16 protein-coding genes and 1 tRNA gene are annotated in these 15,637 nt (G+C 40.0%); 7 read left to right on the forward strand and 10 right to left on the reverse strand.

Annotation, left to right across the window (positions count from 1 at the left end; all coding sequences use genetic code 11):
* A complete protein-coding gene (locus tag NDN13_RS00160) occupies positions 1–1,245 on the forward strand; it encodes an NADH:flavin oxidoreductase/NADH oxidase family protein (protein ID WP_251116690.1) in 1,245 nt (414 codons plus the stop codon).
* Between the two features lie 87 nt (positions 1,246–1,332).
* Here the strand turns inward: NDN13_RS00160 and NDN13_RS00165 are convergent.
* From NDN13_RS00165 to pyrC, 3 genes are all read right to left on the reverse strand, one after another.
* Positions 1,333–1,408 (reverse strand) — tRNA-Glu (locus NDN13_RS00165).
* Positions 1,409–1,427: 19 nt separating this feature from the next.
* A complete protein-coding gene (gene rnt / locus NDN13_RS00170; protein WP_016540473.1) occupies positions 1,428–2,093 on the reverse strand; it encodes a ribonuclease T in 666 nt (221 codons plus the stop codon).
* Positions 2,078–3,112 (reverse strand): dihydroorotase, encoded by a 1,035-nt coding sequence (gene pyrC / locus NDN13_RS00175; protein WP_251116691.1) that lies wholly within the window; start codon positions 3,110–3,112, stop codon positions 2,078–2,080. The genes rnt and pyrC overlap by 16 nt, the downstream gene beginning before the upstream one ends.
* 163 nt (positions 3,113–3,275) lie before the next feature.
* Between pyrC and NDN13_RS00180 the strand changes: the two genes are divergently transcribed.
* A complete protein-coding gene (locus NDN13_RS00180; protein ID WP_251116692.1) occupies positions 3,276–4,547 on the forward strand; it encodes a diguanylate cyclase in 1,272 nt (423 codons plus the stop codon).
* A 58-nt stretch (positions 4,548–4,605) separates the two neighbouring features.
* Here the strand turns inward: NDN13_RS00180 and NDN13_RS00185 are convergent, their stop codons facing one another.
* Complete coding sequence (locus NDN13_RS00185; RefSeq protein WP_251116693.1) at positions 4,606–5,808, reverse strand: L,D-transpeptidase family protein; 1,203 nt, start codon at positions 5,806–5,808, stop codon at positions 4,606–4,608.
* A gap of 197 nt (positions 5,809–6,005) precedes the next feature.
* On the opposite strand from NDN13_RS00185, the gene hemE reads away from it, so the two are divergent.
* The 5 genes from hemE to NDN13_RS19820 all read left to right on the forward strand — a co-directional run bounded on the left by hemE (position 6,006) and on the right by NDN13_RS19820 (position 11,365).
* Positions 6,006–7,079 carry a uroporphyrinogen decarboxylase gene (hemE, locus tag NDN13_RS00190; protein ID WP_251116694.1) on the forward strand — a complete coding sequence of 358 codons (1,074 nt, stop codon included), beginning with the start codon at positions 6,006–6,008 and terminating at the stop codon, positions 7,077–7,079.
* Between the two features lie 42 nt (positions 7,080–7,121).
* Positions 7,122–7,916 (forward strand): DUF817 family protein, encoded by a 795-nt coding sequence (locus tag NDN13_RS00195; protein WP_251116695.1) that lies wholly within the window; start codon positions 7,122–7,124, stop codon positions 7,914–7,916.
* Between the two features lie 183 nt (positions 7,917–8,099).
* A complete protein-coding gene (locus NDN13_RS00200) occupies positions 8,100–8,570 on the forward strand; it encodes a DUF3015 family protein (RefSeq protein WP_251116696.1) in 471 nt (156 codons plus the stop codon).
* 78 nt (positions 8,571–8,648) lie between these two features.
* Complete coding sequence (locus NDN13_RS00205; protein ID WP_251116697.1) at positions 8,649–10,529, forward strand: Lnb N-terminal periplasmic domain-containing protein; 1,881 nt, start codon at positions 8,649–8,651, stop codon at positions 10,527–10,529.
* A gap of 2 nt (positions 10,530–10,531) precedes the next feature.
* Positions 10,532–11,365 carry a DUF1911 domain-containing protein gene (locus tag NDN13_RS19820; RefSeq protein ID WP_502799548.1) on the forward strand — a complete coding sequence of 278 codons (834 nt, stop codon included), beginning with the start codon at positions 10,532–10,534 and terminating at the stop codon, positions 11,363–11,365.
* Between the two features lie 10 nt (positions 11,366–11,375).
* Here the strand turns inward: NDN13_RS19820 and NDN13_RS00215 are convergent, their stop codons facing one another.
* From NDN13_RS00215 to trpD, 6 genes are all read right to left on the reverse strand, one after another.
* Positions 11,376–11,738: a cupin domain-containing protein gene (locus NDN13_RS00215; RefSeq protein WP_251116698.1), complete on the reverse strand. Its 363-nt coding sequence runs from the start codon at positions 11,736–11,738 to the stop codon at positions 11,376–11,378.
* Positions 11,739–11,753: 15 nt separating this feature from the next.
* Positions 11,754–12,302: a GTP cyclohydrolase I FolE gene (gene folE / locus NDN13_RS00220; RefSeq protein WP_005202404.1), complete on the reverse strand. Its 549-nt coding sequence runs from the start codon at positions 12,300–12,302 to the stop codon at positions 11,754–11,756.
* 91 nt (positions 12,303–12,393) lie between these two features.
* The gene (locus NDN13_RS00225; protein ID WP_251116699.1) at positions 12,394–13,083 is read right to left on the reverse strand and encodes a Smr/MutS family protein; all 690 of its coding nucleotides are present in this window, start codon (positions 13,081–13,083) and stop codon (positions 12,394–12,396) included.
* A gap of 189 nt (positions 13,084–13,272) precedes the next feature.
* Positions 13,273–13,626, reverse strand: a complete 354-nt coding sequence (locus NDN13_RS00230; protein ID WP_251116700.1) for an immunity protein Imm33 domain-containing protein — start codon at positions 13,624–13,626, stop codon at positions 13,273–13,275.
* A 115-nt stretch (positions 13,627–13,741) separates the two neighbouring features.
* Positions 13,742–14,548: an indole-3-glycerol phosphate synthase TrpC gene (gene trpC, locus NDN13_RS00235; RefSeq protein ID WP_251116701.1), complete on the reverse strand. Its 807-nt coding sequence runs from the start codon at positions 14,546–14,548 to the stop codon at positions 13,742–13,744.
* A 9-nt stretch (positions 14,549–14,557) separates the two neighbouring features.
* Positions 14,558–15,607, reverse strand: a complete 1,050-nt coding sequence (gene trpD, locus NDN13_RS00240; protein ID WP_032812186.1) for an anthranilate phosphoribosyltransferase — start codon at positions 15,605–15,607, stop codon at positions 14,558–14,560.
* Between the last annotated feature and the right edge of the window lie 30 nt (positions 15,608–15,637).

A 15,637-nucleotide genomic window follows, 5' to 3' on the forward strand; every position in this document is an offset into this window, starting at 1 on the left:
ATGAGTCAGATTGCAGACAGTATCCAGATTCGCAATACGACATTTAAAAATCGTATTATCAAAGGGGCAATGAGCGAAGCGCTCGCGAATGATGCAGGACAACCCAATGATCTCTTGATCGGTTTATACGAAGCGTGGTCAAAAGGCGGTTTGGGTTGTGCCATTACAGGAAACGTGATGGTGAATGTAGGTGCTAAAAATGAACCAGGTGTGGTTGCAATTGAAACCGAGCGTGATCTGGAAAAATTAAAGCAATGGGCTGCTGTGGGCAAGAAACATGGCATGGTGCAATTGATTCAGTTGTCACATCCTGGTCGCCAATGTCCAAAAGGTCTAAATAAGGAAACCGTTGCACCCTCAGCTGTACCATTTAGTCCAATGCTTGCAGCTATGTTTGGTACGCCGCGTGAACTTAAACATGACGAAATTTTAGATATTATCCAGCGTTTTGCGACAGCAGCAGCAGTATGTGAAAAGGCAGGTTTTGAAGGTGTACAGCTGCATGGCGCACACGGTTATCTGATTAGCCAGTTTCTATCACCTTTGACCAATAAGCGTACGGATCAATGGGGTGGTTCGATTGAGAATCGTATGCGTTTCTTGATCGATGCTTATCAGGCAGTACGTGATGCAACTTCTGAAAACTTCATCATTTCGGTGAAACTGAACTCGGCAGATTTTCAGCGTGGCGGGATCACAGAAGAAGATGTCATTACCGTGTTCAAAGCGATTGATGCTGCGGGAATCGATATTATTGAAATTTCTGGGGGAACCTATGAAGCCCCTGCAATGGCGGGTGCAAAAGCAGAGTCACGTAAAGCCAGTACCATTGCACGTGAAGCTTATTTCTTAGAATTTGCAGAAAAAATTCGCCAACATGTCGCCTGTAAATTGATGGTAACAGGTGGTTTCCGTACTGTAGAGGGAATGAATGCTGCACTGGAAAGTGGTGCATGTGATTTTATTGGTATTGCACGTCCATTGGCGGTTGAAGTTGATTTAACAGATCGTTTAATTGCAGGGCATGATGTCCGTTATGCAGTGAATCAAATTAAAACAGGAATTCCATTTGTCGATAAAATGGCAATTATGGAAATCATTTGGTATGCAGCCCAGTTTAAAGCGATTGGACAAGGTAAAAAGCCGAATCCAAAATTATCACCACTGTTGGTCTTCTTAAATTATGCGAAGGGGAATATCAAAGCAGTTGTGAAAGGTCGAGTCAATTCACGGAAGTCTGCATAATATATTTTAGGGCTCTTCGGAGTCCTTTTTATTATTCAAAGCAAATAAAAAAGCCACTGTCTTAAAATGCAGTGGCTTTTTCAAATTTGGCGTCCCTACGGGGATTCGAACCCCGGTTACCGCCGTGAAAGGGCGATGTCCTAGGCCTCTAGACGATAGGGACTTCTTGAGGTGGGTGTATATTAGGGTTCTGTCACCAAACTGTCAAGAAGGTGAGGAGACAGTTTGTTCAAAATATAGCAAAACAGTTCAGCAGTCTTCTGCGTATCGTACAACGCAGAGTGGGCTTCTTTGCCATCAAACTCGATTCCAGCCTGAATACAGGCACGTGCCAATACCGTTTGCCCAAACATCACCGCACTTAAAGTCACGGTATCAAAGACAGAGAAACTGTGAAACGGGTTTTGATTTTTAGTTCCCGAGCGTGCAATCGCTGCCTGCAGGAAACCTAAGTCAAAATGGGCATTATGACCCACCAGTACCGCATGGGTACAGTGCTGGGCTTTACGCACTTCATTCAATGATTTGAAAATACGACGCAAAGCGCTACGCTCATCTTCAGCCATTGCAACACGCATTGGATTGAACGGATCAATACCAATGAAGTCTAATGAGCGGCGGTCTAGATTTGCACCCTCAAAAGGATTGATGTGTGCTTGGAAAGATGGGCCTGGGACAAATTGCCCATTTTCATCATAGACAATTGGTATGCATGCAATTTCGAGTAGCGCATCGGTTTGAGAATTAAAGCCTGCTGTTTCCACATCGACAACAACAGGTAAAAATCCACGAAAACGCTGACCAATGACAGGCGCTTTGTTTTCTTCTTGGGTCACACTTTTCTCCATTGCAGAGTTTTACCTGCATGAAGTGGAATAATTTTCTGATCTTCAAGATAATCAAAAGAATCAGCTACGGTAATATCTTCTTTCACTAAGGTAATGGTTGAGGTATTGCGTGGTAGGCCATAGAAATCAGCACCAAACATACTGGCAAAGCCTTCTAGACGCTCTAACTTACCAACCTGATCAAAGGCTTGTGCATACAGCTCAATGGCATTTGGTGCACTATAGCAACCCGCACAACCACAGGCATTCTCTTTGGCATGTTGTGCATGTGGTGCACTGTCAGTACCTAAGAAAAATTTTGGATTACCACTGGTCGCAACTTCCAGCAATGTTGTTTGATGCGTTTGACGCTTTAAAATCGGTAAGCAATAGAAGTGTGGTTTGACACCACCTACTAACATATCATTTCGGTTGAATAATAAATGTTGTGGGGTAATGGTTGCTGCCACATTACGATCTTGTTCCAGTACAAAATTCGCCGCATCACTTGTTGTAATGTGTTCTAACACGACTTTTAGTTTTGGGAACTGTTTCAATAAAGGTGACAGGACTTCATCTAAGAATTTTTTTTCACGATCAAAAATATCAACGTGATTATGCGTCACTTCCCCATGTAGTAAAAGTGGTACTTGGTGTTCTTCAAGTTGCTCGATAACGGCGTATACCTTACGAATATCGCTCACACCATTATCTGAGTTAGTGGTCGCACCCGCTGGATAAAGCTTGATGGCATTGACGAATTCAGACTCTTTAATTTTACGAACTTCATCTGGAGAAGTATGATCGGTAAAATAAAGCACCATGCGTGGGTCAAAATTCAAGCCTTCAGGGACATGAGCAAGGATACGCTGGCGATAGGCTAAAGCTTCTTCTACCGTTTTAACAGGTGGAACAAGATTGGGCATACAAATTGCGCGTGCAAATTGCTTGGCTAAATCAGGGACAGTACGTTTTAAAGCTAAACCATCACGCAGGTGTGCGTGCCAATCATCGGGTTGCAAAAGAGTAAGCGTATTCAAGGTCTACTTCAAACTTAAAAATAATACAAATAATAATGCATAAAGTGTGAAAATGGTAACTACAATTACGGATAAGTGGTTAAGCAAAGCACATGACAAAATGAGAAATTATGTTATTTTTTATGCGGCACAATAATAGTGCAGTATAAAAAGAGTAGATGGGATGGACAACAGCTATGATCTTGATCAATTGCGGAGGTCAAAAGAAGACCTAGAGCAGCTTGTTGCCCAACATTCTAAATCCAAAAATACCCATCAGACTTTACCGCAAAAATTAGAAAATGAATTCTGGAAGTTTAATGTTGATCGAACGCGTCTCAATGCGATTCAGTTCTTCGGTCAGGGTGTCATTACCTATACCATATTTGTACTGTTGATCTTGCCATCTAATTTTCTCGTGATTCGTGGCAGTGCATATTTTGTCCTCGATTTTATCTACAGTATTCTCAGTCTGATCGTTGTTGGTATTGCGCTGTTTTTATTCTGGGCTTTTTCTCGTTTTAAAAAAATCAATACTTTGTTTTATCCTGCTGCCTGTTTGATTGTGTTCCTGACCATTGTGCTGACCTCAGTTTTGATGATGAGTGTTGCAAATCTGGTGCTGCAAAACCAGGCCATGGTGCTCATTGCATTCCTGTATATGTTGGGATTTATTCTCAGTGGTATTCGTCCTCTGCATATGTTGTGGATTGGTTCATTTGCTGCAATCACAATCTTGTTTGTTTCGTATTGGTTGGATCACTCAAGTGACTTCCTCATGGTTGGGCGCACACTAATTGGAAGCTTGCTGCTGGGTTTTTCGATTAGTGTGATGTTGACGTCAAAAGAAAGAAAAATATTTATAAAGTCCAAAATTTCAGAAATTGATGAGCAAATTTTACGAATACAAGCCTCTGAGTTATTACATTTGAGTCAGCATGACGAACTGACAGATGTCTCGAATCGACGTACCTTTGAAGAGATGTGTACTTATTATTATGAATTAGCCTGTAAAGAGCGCAAATCACTGTCGGTGCTGTTTATCGATATTGATTATTTTAAAAACTACAATGATTTTTATGGACACCAAATGGGGGATCAAGTGATCTCAGCCATTGCAAAAACCATTAAAAGTTCGATTCGACATATGGATTTTATTGCACGCTATGGTGGAGAAGAGTTTGTGGTGTTGTTACCGGAAACCTCTGCACAAGGGGCTTATGCGGTCGCAACCAATATTTATCGTGCCATTGACCGCTTAATGATTCCGCATGATAAATCTTTGGTGTCTAACCATGTGACCATTAGTTTGGGGATCACGGTTTTTAATGGTAATCCTAAAATTAGCCAAGAGATGTTGATACATACAGCAGATAAGGCGCTATATCGGGCCAAGCAACTCGGACGAAATCAAATTTATTATCAGCCTTTGCCAAATATAGAAGAAAATATTTAAAATTAAAAAAACCGAATATCATGACTGATATTCGGTTTTTTTATCGAAAATACTCAGATTATTCCAAGAATTTTACCGTTACACCTGAACGTACTTTGGCGCCTAAGTCATTGGCATCCCAGTTGGTTAAACGAATACAACCATGTGATGCTGTCTTAGAAATTAAAGATGGGTTTGGCGTACCATGAATACCAAATGATTTTTTGCTCAAACCAATCCAAATATTACCGACTGGTGCATTTGGACCTGGTGGTAAAGAAAGCGGTTTAAGGTTTTTACCTTGCACAAAGTTAGATGGTGAATAGCTATACCAAGGATTTTTTGCCACACCAACTACTTTATAAGTACCTGTTGGAGATGGCGTGTCAGTACTGCCAATTGTTGCAGGAAATGACGCAATCATTTGATTGCGGCTGTTGAATAAATACAGCTGTCTTGCGCCTTTATGTGCAACAATTAAATGAATATCTTCTGGTAAGTCATTGCGGACATTGGCCACAATAATCTTTTCACCTGCTTTTTTGAACGTCGCTGTTGGATTTAATTTCTTTAAGAAATTTTCATCCATATGGAATTTTTCACCCAACATTTCAGTAACACGGGTGTAATACAAGCCTTTCATTTTTGCTTGTAAAGCATAGTCAGAAGGGATTGAATCCGCGTATGGGCCTTTTAAGTCGGCATCAGTGATGGTGTACTCGACATAAGCTGGTTTGGTTTGTTTCGCAACCAAGGCATCCCATGTTTCTTTGGTTAACTGACCTGTTGGTGTTAAACCATTCATTTGCTGAAATGATGCAATCGCTTTTAAAGTATTTTTACCATTTGAGCCATCAATCGCCCCTGGGGATGCATGGGCATTATTCAGCATCACATGCGCACGTGCATAGGCTGGAAGTTGTCCTTTGGGTAAAGCTTCAGGGTACTCAGCATTATTCATGCTATCGAGTGTCCATGAAATTTTAGCCGCTGGAGTTGCTGTTGTTGTCGTGGTATCAGGTGTGCTTTCTAATTTTTGCGATACCGCTGATGCTGCGCCTGTATTGATTTGCGGTTCAGATACTGCTGGTGCGGCAACACTTGAAGCTGGATCAGCAACAACACTGGAAGCTGTGCGTTCAATCGCTAATGGATCAATAGGATCTTGTACTGAACCCGAAATTTGTTTTGGATTTAATGGTTGCTCAGTTGTTGGAGCAGCAAAAGCAACATTAGCAAGAATACAACTTAAACTCATAGCGAGTAATGAGCGAACAAACATGTAATTCAACCTTAAGAATTATTCATATTGGGATATAAGATGTTGCAAGTATTACAGAAAATAATGTCACTTGCAGTAGCAGTTTTGTGTAAAAGCGAAATTTATTTGAGCGCATAAATTTGAATACGATTGAAGTTATAAATTCCAAGCTAACTTTGTTATGATGCGCCCTACATGAAAGAATTTAGAGATGGGTAATGACAACGTTGAAAAATGATCGTTTTTTACGAGCTTTATTACGTGAACCTGTAGACACCACACCTGTATGGATGATGCGTCAAGCAGGACGTTATTTACCAGAATATCGTGAAACTCGTGCACAAGCAGGGGATTTCTTGTCTTTATGTAAAAATACCGAATTTGCTTGTGAAGTGACTTTGCAGCCTCTACGCCGTTATGAGCTTGATGCTGCAATTTTATTTTCAGATATTTTAACGGTTCCTGATGCTTTAGGTTTAGGTTTGTATTTTGAAACAGGCGAAGGGCCAAAGTTTCATAAAACAGTACGTACTGAACAAGATGTGGCAAATTTACCTAAACTCAATGCCAAGTCTGATCTGGCCTATGTCATGAATGCCGTTTCGACCATTCGTTCTGCTTTAAATGGCCAAGTTCCTTTGATTGGTTTCTCTGGAAGTCCGTGGACTTTAGCAACTTATATGGTTGAAGGTGGATCAAGTAAAGATTTTCGATTCATTAAAAATATGATGTACGCGCAGCCAGAAGTGTTACATGCTTTGCTAGATCATTTAGCTGATTCAGTGATTGATTATTTGAATGCGCAAATTGATGCAGGTGCACAAGCGATTCAGATTTTTGATAGCTGGGGTGGTACGCTTGCGCATAGAGAATATGTTGAATTTTCATTGAATTATATGACCAAGATTATTGCAGGGCTTCAACGTGAAAAAGATGGTCAACGTATTCCGATCATTGTGTTCACTAAAGGTGGTGGTCAGTGGTTAGAAACCATGCTCACGACAGGTGCCGATGCATTTGGTCTAGACTGGACCACGCCGCTTTATACAGCGCGTGATGTGGTTACAGGACGAGCTGCATTACAAGGCAATTTAGATCCTGCTGTGCTTTATGGTTCAGCCGCTTCAATTGAAAAATCAGTGAAAGCCATGTTGGATGATGCTTATGCCAATGGTGAAAAAACAGGTTATGTTGCGAATTTAGGTCACGGTATTACCCAATGGGTCGACCCAGCACAACCGAAGATTTTTGTAGATACTGTTCATGAATACAGTGCTAAATATTTAGGTTGATATTTTTAAGCATTTCAAGATAAACACGCTAGGATTTGTTTTGTGCAGTTGATTGTATTACCGCTCAACTTTATCTTTAAGGCAGCTTCGGCTGCCTTATTTGGATTGTTGCTTTTGATTGCATTTGCAGTCACCGCACCGATGGGGAGTCATGAGTATTATGGTTTTTTCCGTTATGACTACTTGTTGTTTTATGCACTGATTATTCAAATTTGCCTGATCTATTTAAAGCTCGAGTCATGGGCAGAAGCAAAAGTCATTGCTTTATTCCATATCATGGCGATGGGAATGGAAATATTTTTGACCCATCCAGCGATTGCCTCATGGCAGTATCCGCAACCAGCGGTATTGAAATTATTTACTGTGCCATTGTTTGCGGGGTTTATGTATTCAGCAGTGGGGAGTTTTTTTGCTCGGTCTTTACGACTTTATAACGTCTCATTTGAGAGTTTGCCGAATTTTGGCAATATGTTGTGTTTGGCAGTGTTGTCTTATCTCAACTTTATGACTAAGTTTTTTATTCCTGATATTCGTATTGCATTATTTATTTGGAGCATTGTGATTTTCTGGAAAACAAAACTTTATTTTCAATTGCAACAGCATCGTTTTAGGGTGCCAATGTTGCCCATTTTATTGTTACTTGCGTTTTTGATTTGGATTGCAGAAAACATCAGTACCTTTTATAAAATCTGGCTTTATCCAAGCCAAGTCGATGCTTGGCATATGGTGGGTTGGGGTAAGCTCGGGTCATGGTATCTTTTATTATTACTGAGTTTGGTTTTGGTATTAAAAATCTTGGGGACACGAGATAAAAATGGGGCTTGGCAGTTAAATTAGGCCATTCGAAGATCGTTTAAAACGGACATCTGATTTTCTTTTGTTATGAATATTTCAGATATATTTCAAAATTTATTTGCTAAAGCGCGCTAAGCTCGCTATTTTAACTTTTGTGTAAGAACAATTACACACACAATAGTGATAACAAATATTGAAGAATAATTGATACTGGAGATCGTTCCTATGTTAAAAAAAATTGCTTTAGCCGTTCTATTAGCCGCTGGCTCAACTGTTGCAATGGCTGACAATGATGTTGGTTGTGGTGTTGGTACGCAAGTATGGGCAGGTAAAAAAGGTGTTGCACCTAAAATCCTTGCTGCGACAACCAATGGTATTTTTACGAACCAATTATTAGGTATTACTTTTGGTACTTTAGGATGCCGTCAAGGTGGTACTGTTACAGCTCAAGTGGTGACTTTCACCAATGAAAATGCTGAGTCTTTAGCGCGTGATATGGCTGTTGGTCAAGGCGAAAGCTTAAATGTACTTGCTGAATTAATGCAAATTAAAGCCAATGACAAAGCACGTTTCTTTGCTGTGTCTAAAGCAAACTTTGCTGAAATTTATTCAAGCAAAAATACCAACTCACTGCAAGTTCTTGATGCATTACAAGGCGTGATGGCAAAAGACGCTGTGCTTAAAGCATACGTTTAATTGCTTCATGCTAAAACCCTGTCTTAATGGCAGGGTTTTCTTATACCGATTTCCTATTATTTTAAAAATTACGATTGAATGAAATTAGCTACTTTTGCGCTTGCGTTTTTGATGTGCCACTTTGCACATGCTGCGGTTGATTCAGATATTCAGACTTATTTGGACATTGCCAAACAAAAACAACTAGATCAACACATCACATGGCAACGCTTGATGTATGCCGACCAAAAACAAAATAGCGAAGTCACTTATGCGGGTTATTTTTACGCGAAAGATGGTCAAACCAATTTAAATAATGAACTACAGGCGGATATTAAAGCCTTATTTGTTGAAGCTCCAGATAACCAATCTTTCCGTTGTAAATTTCCTGCACGTAGCCGTTGGTTGATGCAACAGCTCAATATCAATGATCAACAGCTTCCGAGAGTAAGTTGTGATGAGTTTGAGGACTGGATTAATCAAATCAAGCCGTATAAGGCCACCTTGATTTATGCAACCGATTTTATGGGTAATCCAAGTTCAATGTTTGGACATACCTTGCTACGTCTAGACCCTAAAGATCAGAAGCAACTCAATTTAGTGTCCTATGCCGTGAACTATGCTGCCACAGTGAAAGGTGATGATAACTGGTCCTATGCATGGAAGGGCTTAACTGGACAGTATCCCGGTGAGTATTCTCTAATGCCGTATTATCGTAAGGTCAAAGAATATGGTGACTTTGAAAGCCGTGATCTATGGGAGTATGAGCTGAATTTAACCCCAGAGGAAACTCGGTTTCTGGTTGAACATATTTGGGAAATGCAGCATGTGAGTTTCCCTTATTATTTTGTCAGTGATAATTGTGCTTATCGTTTATTGGGGTTAATTGATTTGGTACGTCCCAATTTAAACTTAAAACAGCAGTTTAATTATGCTGCCATTCCAATTGAAACCTTGAAGGCAGTCGATCAGCAAGATCTGGTCAAAGAGGTGATTTATCGTCCTGCATTAGAAACGCAGTTACTTGCACAGGCCAAACAACATGGCACCGCTTTAGCCAAAGTTGCCCATCAAGTTGCTTTTACCGCAATAGATAAAGCTCAACCCATTTTAAACATATATCAGCAGCAGGATCAGGCCAAAATTTTAGAAATGGCCTATGACGATTTATATCTACAATATATTAGCCATAAGGTAGATGCAGATTTTGCTCAACCTCAATTACGTCAGTTACTTGCGCAGCGTAGTCAAATCGAGATTGATAAACAGCGTCAAGAACCGATACGCCCAAAAAAGCAGCCTGTAGAAGGGCATCATGCGCGTAATCTTTCTGTGAATATGGGTGAAGCACAAGGGCAGAGCTTTATTGAACTTGGGCATCGTCAGGCCTATCATGATTTGATTGATCCACAAGGTGGCTATCGGACAGGCACACAACTTTTGTTTTTAGACGGCAGTCTGCAATACCGTGACGACAAGCTTAAGTTAGAACATTTAGACCTACTGTCGGTAAACTCCTATAACCCGATTCAGCCCTTTAAATCACCACTCACTTGGGGTTTTAACTTAGGTTGGAAACAGGAGTCAGTTGAGAAAGGGCAGTTTAGTGAAGATCAGCAACATGGTGTGATGAATCTAAATATGCAAGTTGGCTATAGCGTGGCAGATTATGATCGTCGAAATTTGTGTTATGCCCAGTTGCAAAGTCATATTCAAGGCGGCAAAAATTTAGATAAAGGCTGGCGTGTTGGAGTAGGGCCAACGGTAGGATGTATGAATCTGTGGACAGACAATATTAACAGCGTGATACAGATTGAGTTACCGTATTGGCAAGATCTAAGTCAATGGAACTTAAGAGTCGGTACACAGCTTCAATATAGTTTGAATACAAATAATGCTCTACGTTTAAATTGGGATTATGAGCAACAGAATCATAAAGACTGGAATAAAGTGGGTATGGGTTATGTACGGTTTTTTTAATAATGAATAATATTGATCAAGCACAAGAATTTGAAAAACTACAACAACGATTGGATGAGGTCCAAGCAAGTATCTCTGACCGAACAAAATGGAGAATTTCTCAATCAGGATCTTTAGATCATTGGAATGATATTAAAGCGCAAGTTTCAGAGTATAAAGAAAATGAAAGCTTATACTTTGATCCCTATGTGCTTGATGATCTGGATGTCTATCAGTTATTAGAACAGGAAATATATTTTAAAAACTTTTGTTTGGAGCTGACCTATCTGATTCGTCTTGCTTATGACTTGGGTTTGGCTGCAACACAAATCCGAGAAATTTATCTGTCTGTTTATCAGTTCTGGTTGGCCTATGCTGACTTACTGTCTCTCATTCAGTCGCATGGACAACAGCTTGGAGTTGCTGCAATAGAACTCACGACGGATTATAGCCATGCATTGTTATTGCTTTGTTGCGCAATGTGTTATGGAGATGAGACCGATATTATAAAAATAATCGATGGATTGTTAGCTTATCCTTCAGATCGGCTCATTGATTTGATTAGCTATTCCTATCTTGAAGTTGAAACGATTAGTGAAAATTACGCAGTTGATTATCCGTTTAAACAGTTAGATAGCCTATTGAATACGACAGTCGATGTTTCTACGATGAATTTATATCTGCAACAGATTGAACATGATCAGCAGCAAGGTAAATATGAGGCTAAGAAACTTTTTCACAAAATTGCATTGTTGGGAAAATGGCGCTTTGAAGCGTTGATGATCTGTAAATTATATGCAATTGAACTGGATGAAATGAAAAAATTTGCAAGTTTTCCAGATGAGTTTGAGATTTAAAGCGGATGGTTCAAACTTCAACAATCACATAGTATTTTTTTACCGCTTCGATCACTTCAAAAGTACCAACAAATGCAGGGGGGATAATCCCTGCATTTCCTGCAGTCACTTCAATAAACGTGTTGCTTCTGGCATCGTGGATACGTACAGCACCTTCAATGACTTGAAAGAACTCTTGTTTGTTGGCAGCAAACTGAATATTCCAAGCACCAATTTCACATTGCCAAATGCCACAGTCCATATGTGGATGTTCATATAAACTATAGGTTAAACGTTCAGGATTACCTCGAACCAAACGATCGGGACGAGGATAATCAATAGTTGCGTCATTTGCGATTAAATCGCCGAAACCTGCTAACTGAACTGATGACATTCTAGGTTGCTCAGCTTAATAGTTTTCAGGAACAGCACTTAAGAATTCACGACGTACATCTTTGTCGGTTTTAAAATCACCAACAAAAGAAACCGTTCGTGTGGTTGATTCTTGTTTACCTACACCGCGCATCATCATACACATATGCGCAGAGTCAATCACAACTGCAACACCACGTGCTTGAGTCACCTCAGCAACTGCTTCGGCAATTTGCTGTGTCAAGTTCTCTTGAACTTGTAGACGACGTGCAAACATTTCTGTAATACGCGCAAACTTAGATAAACCCAAAACTTGACCTTCAGGTAAATACGCAATGTGTACACGACCATAGAATGGTAGTAGGTGATGTTCACAAAGTGAATAAAATTCAATATTTTTGACCAATACCATTTCATGGTTATCGGAAGGGAAGAGCGCGCTATTTGTAACTTCTTCAAGCGTTTTGCTATAGCCAGAAGTTAAAAAAGAAAAAGCTTTAGCCGCACGCATTGGCGTATCTTTCAAGCCTGGGCGATTTAGATCTTCACCAACGGCAGTTAAGATATTTGCGTACGATTGCTGCATAGACATAACAATGTTCACTTAGGTGGGTTGAACAAAAACGGCAATTGTATCAGAAAACGATTAAAAATCTTAATTTTGATAAAAATGCCGATTATTGCTTGTATTTAGGGTTCTTTTCGGCGCGTTTGAGCAGGACCAAAACCGCTCCTGTACCGCCTTGATTTTCTGGCGCACTGACGAAAGCAAGCACATCTCGATGCTGTCTGAGCCAACCATTGACATAGGTTTTTAAAATGGCTTCAGGGCCTTTACCGTGAACAATTTTAACGACATTTTGATTTTCATCTTTTGCCATTTGAATCACTTGTAAAACAGCCGCACGGGCTTGTTCAACGGTACAACCATGCAAATCGACTGCTTCAAACCAGCGGATTTTGCCTGCTTTTAAGTCTTCAAATACTTTGTGCTGCAAAGTTGCAATGCGATAGCTTAAAGCAGCTTGGCTAGCAACAGGGTTTAAGATCGCTTGGGTATCCGAAATCTCTGTAAGCTCTTGTTCTGCATCACCTTCTGCCGCAGCACGTTTTGCCAAGGTTTGGGCATCGACTTTTTTACTGCGTGCAACGCGAGTATCGGCAATATTTTGATTGTCGATTGGTTTTACCCCAAGCAGGGCTTTTTTAAAAAGCTCAGTATCTTCCAACTCTTCAGCAACGGCTGGAGTCTTTTGTGACTCAGCTTGTTTGGCAATAGCATTCGCTTGCGGATTGGAAATTTGCTTTTTAAAGGCTTTCAGTAAGTTAAACTGATCTTTAGAAAGCGATGAATCGTGTTTACTCATAAGTTTAGAAAAATAGGCAAGATACCAGAGATGTAAAATTATAGTCCGAAACTGTGATGATTTGAACTGAATTGCATTCATGCAATGTGTAGATAATCTAAAGTGGTGAGTGGCTGTTCAAAAATGGTCAATTAGTTGTAATTATAAGATTATTCAAAATTAGATTGTTAAGAAAAAAGTTTTATAAAACTAAATGTCAAGTAATGACTCATCAAACCAAACGTCTTCATAATTATTAGCTATTAAGAACCTCCAACCAGGCGGTAATGCTAGAAACTTTTGTATTTGTGGGCACCATTCAGTGATGTGTTCTATATGTATAGATTTAAAAAAATTAGGATCATCAGAAAAATCTTCACCGCCCCAGATATACCATCCATTCGTCTTGTCTTCAGGAGGATGTCTTAAGCCATTAATAGGAGTTATATTTTCTTTGATATTCAGTGTTATTCCTAACTTCGTTCCCTCTAAAGTTGGGCAATAATGAGTATCATATTTTCTACATAAGCTTCTTTGTAATGATTCAATTTCTTTATTCGACATAAATTCAAGCTCTTTATTTTATTGTCAATTCAAATCCATATTTTGGCATGGTATTTTTTTAAATAATTATCAAAGCCCAATGATAAAGAATTGGGCTTTTTATTTGGGTTTGTTTTTAAACTAGATTAGGTTGCCCAAACAATGCATGAAATGCTTGATCAGGGTGAGGCTGTTTCATAAAGCTTTCACCCACAAGGAAAGTATGAATATCATTGGCTTGCATCATGTCTACATCAGCAGGTGTGGCGATACCACTTTCAGTGACTAAAACACGAGAAGCAGGCAATAATTTCTTTAAACGCAATGAGGTATTTAGATCCACATCAAAGGTTTTAAGGTTGCGATTGTTCACACCCAAAATACATTGCTCAGAAAGTTTTAGCGCACGTTCCAATTCATATTCATCATGTACTTCAACCAAAACATCCAACTGTTGTTCAAATGCCGTTTTTGACATTTCTTCCAGCTGTTGATCGGATAAACATGCCACGATCAATAAAATACAATCGGCATGCAGCGCACGTGCTTCCACCACATTATAAGGATCAATCAAGAAATCCTTACGCAAAGCAGGTAGGGTGCAGTGGTTACGCGCAATCGCAATATTTTCGTCTGTACCTTGGAAGAAATCCACATCCGTTAATACCGATAAGCAAGCAGCGCCCGCCTGTTCATATTGTTGTGCAATTTCCGCAGGATTAAAATCTGCACGGATCACACCTTTAGAAGGTGATGCTTTTTTAATTTCAGCAATCACAGCAGGACGCTTGTGCTGTAAAGCATTGGCAAAACCTCGCACAGGTGTTGCTGCATTTGCCCACTGCTCAACATCATGCAAGCTACGTTGTTTTAAACGTACTGCAAGCTCCTCATGTTTGCGGTCAACAATTTTACCTAAAATGGTATTTTGAATATCGATCATGAGAAGTCCTTAGTCTGCCTGATATTGTTTCAATGTCTTGGTAAATTCAGCCAAGATACTCATTTTTTCTAAGGCTTGTCCGCCATAAAGAATATCTTGAGCTAGCTCAACGGCTTGTTTATAGGTTTTGGTAATACCTGCGACGTAAATGCCTGCACCTGCATTCAGTGCAATCATATTTGCTGCTTTTTCGCCTACGTCTGATTTATCACGACTCAAAGCATCTTTGATTAGCTTTAAGCTCTCTTCAGAACTATTGACGACTAAACCGGTGAGAGTTTGAGAGGCGATACCAACGTCTTCAGGGTTCAGGGTCCATTCAGTAACTTCGCCATCTTTAAGCTCAGCAACTGCAGTTGGTGCAGCCAGACTGATTTCGTCCAGACCATCTTTAGAATGCACCACCAGTACATGCTCGGCACCAAGCTGTTTTAATACTTCAGCAATGGGACGGCACAATTCATCTGAGAATACGCCAATTACAAAACGATTTACGCCAGCAGGGTTGGTGAGTGGACCAAGTAAGTTGAAAATGCTGCGAATACCTAATTCACGCCGTGGCGCTACCGCATATTTCATTGCTTTATGATGATTTGGAGCAAACAAGAAACCAACGCCCATTTCACGGATACAACGTTCCGTTTGCTGCATGTCTAAATCAAGTTGAATGCCAATCTGTTCCAGCACATCCGAAGAACCCGATTTGCTTGATACACCACGGTTACCATGTTTCGCAATGGTTGCTCCAGCAGCAGCGATCACAAAACTTGAAGCCGTTGAAACATTAAATAAGTTTTGACCATCACCACCTGTACCCACGATATCTACCAGATGAGGAATATCACTGACATCAATTTTAATCGCGAATTCACGCATGATACGTGCAGCAGCTGTAATTTCATCAATACTTTCACCCTTCATGCGCAAGCCCATCATTAGCGCACCGATTTGAGCATCAGTGGCTTCACCTTGCATGATACTGCGCATGACATCTTCCATTTGTGGCTGGGTCAGATGGATGTTTTTGGTAATGTTATTGAGTGCCTGTTGGATATTCATAGTCATGAGTTACAGCATTTAATGATTAAA

Source organism: Acinetobacter sp. C32I, assembly GCF_023702715.1.
Taxonomy (GTDB): domain Bacteria; phylum Pseudomonadota; class Gammaproteobacteria; order Pseudomonadales; family Moraxellaceae; genus Acinetobacter.

Bases quoted from the DNA above. Each gene is read 5' to 3' on its own strand.
- NDN13_RS00160 (WP_251116690.1), top strand. From the start codon at position 1: ATGAGTCAGATTGCAGACAGTATCCAGATTCGCAATACGACATTTAAA.
- rnt (WP_016540473.1), bottom strand. From the start codon at position 2,093: ATGGAGAAAAGTGTGACCCAAGAAGAAAACAAAGCGCCTGTCATTGGT.
- NDN13_RS00180 (WP_251116692.1), top strand. From the start codon at position 3,276: ATGGACAACAGCTATGATCTTGATCAATTGCGGAGGTCAAAAGAAGAC.
- NDN13_RS00185 (WP_251116693.1), bottom strand. From the start codon at position 5,808: ATGTTTGTTCGCTCATTACTCGCTATGAGTTTAAGTTGTATTCTTGCT.
- hemE (WP_251116694.1), top strand. From the start codon at position 6,006: ATGACAACGTTGAAAAATGATCGTTTTTTACGAGCTTTATTACGTGAA.
- NDN13_RS00200 (WP_251116696.1), top strand. From the start codon at position 8,100: ATGTTAAAAAAAATTGCTTTAGCCGTTCTATTAGCCGCTGGCTCAACT.
- NDN13_RS00205 (WP_251116697.1), top strand. From the start codon at position 8,649: ATGAAATTAGCTACTTTTGCGCTTGCGTTTTTGATGTGCCACTTTGCA.
- NDN13_RS19820 (WP_502799548.1), top strand. From the start codon at position 10,532: ATGAATAATATTGATCAAGCACAAGAATTTGAAAAACTACAACAACGA.
- NDN13_RS00215 (WP_251116698.1), bottom strand. From the start codon at position 11,738: ATGTCATCAGTTCAGTTAGCAGGTTTCGGCGATTTAATCGCAAATGAC.
- folE (WP_005202404.1), bottom strand. From the start codon at position 12,302: ATGCAGCAATCGTACGCAAATATCTTAACTGCCGTTGGTGAAGATCTA.
- NDN13_RS00225 (WP_251116699.1), bottom strand. From the start codon at position 13,083: ATGAGTAAACACGATTCATCGCTTTCTAAAGATCAGTTTAACTTACTG.
- NDN13_RS00230 (WP_251116700.1), bottom strand. From the start codon at position 13,626: ATGTCGAATAAAGAAATTGAATCATTACAAAGAAGCTTATGTAGAAAA.
- trpC (WP_251116701.1), bottom strand. From the start codon at position 14,548: ATGATCGATATTCAAAATACCATTTTAGGTAAAATTGTTGACCGCAAA.
- trpD (WP_032812186.1), bottom strand. From the start codon at position 15,607: ATGAATATCCAACAGGCACTCAATAACATTACCAAAAACATCCATCTG.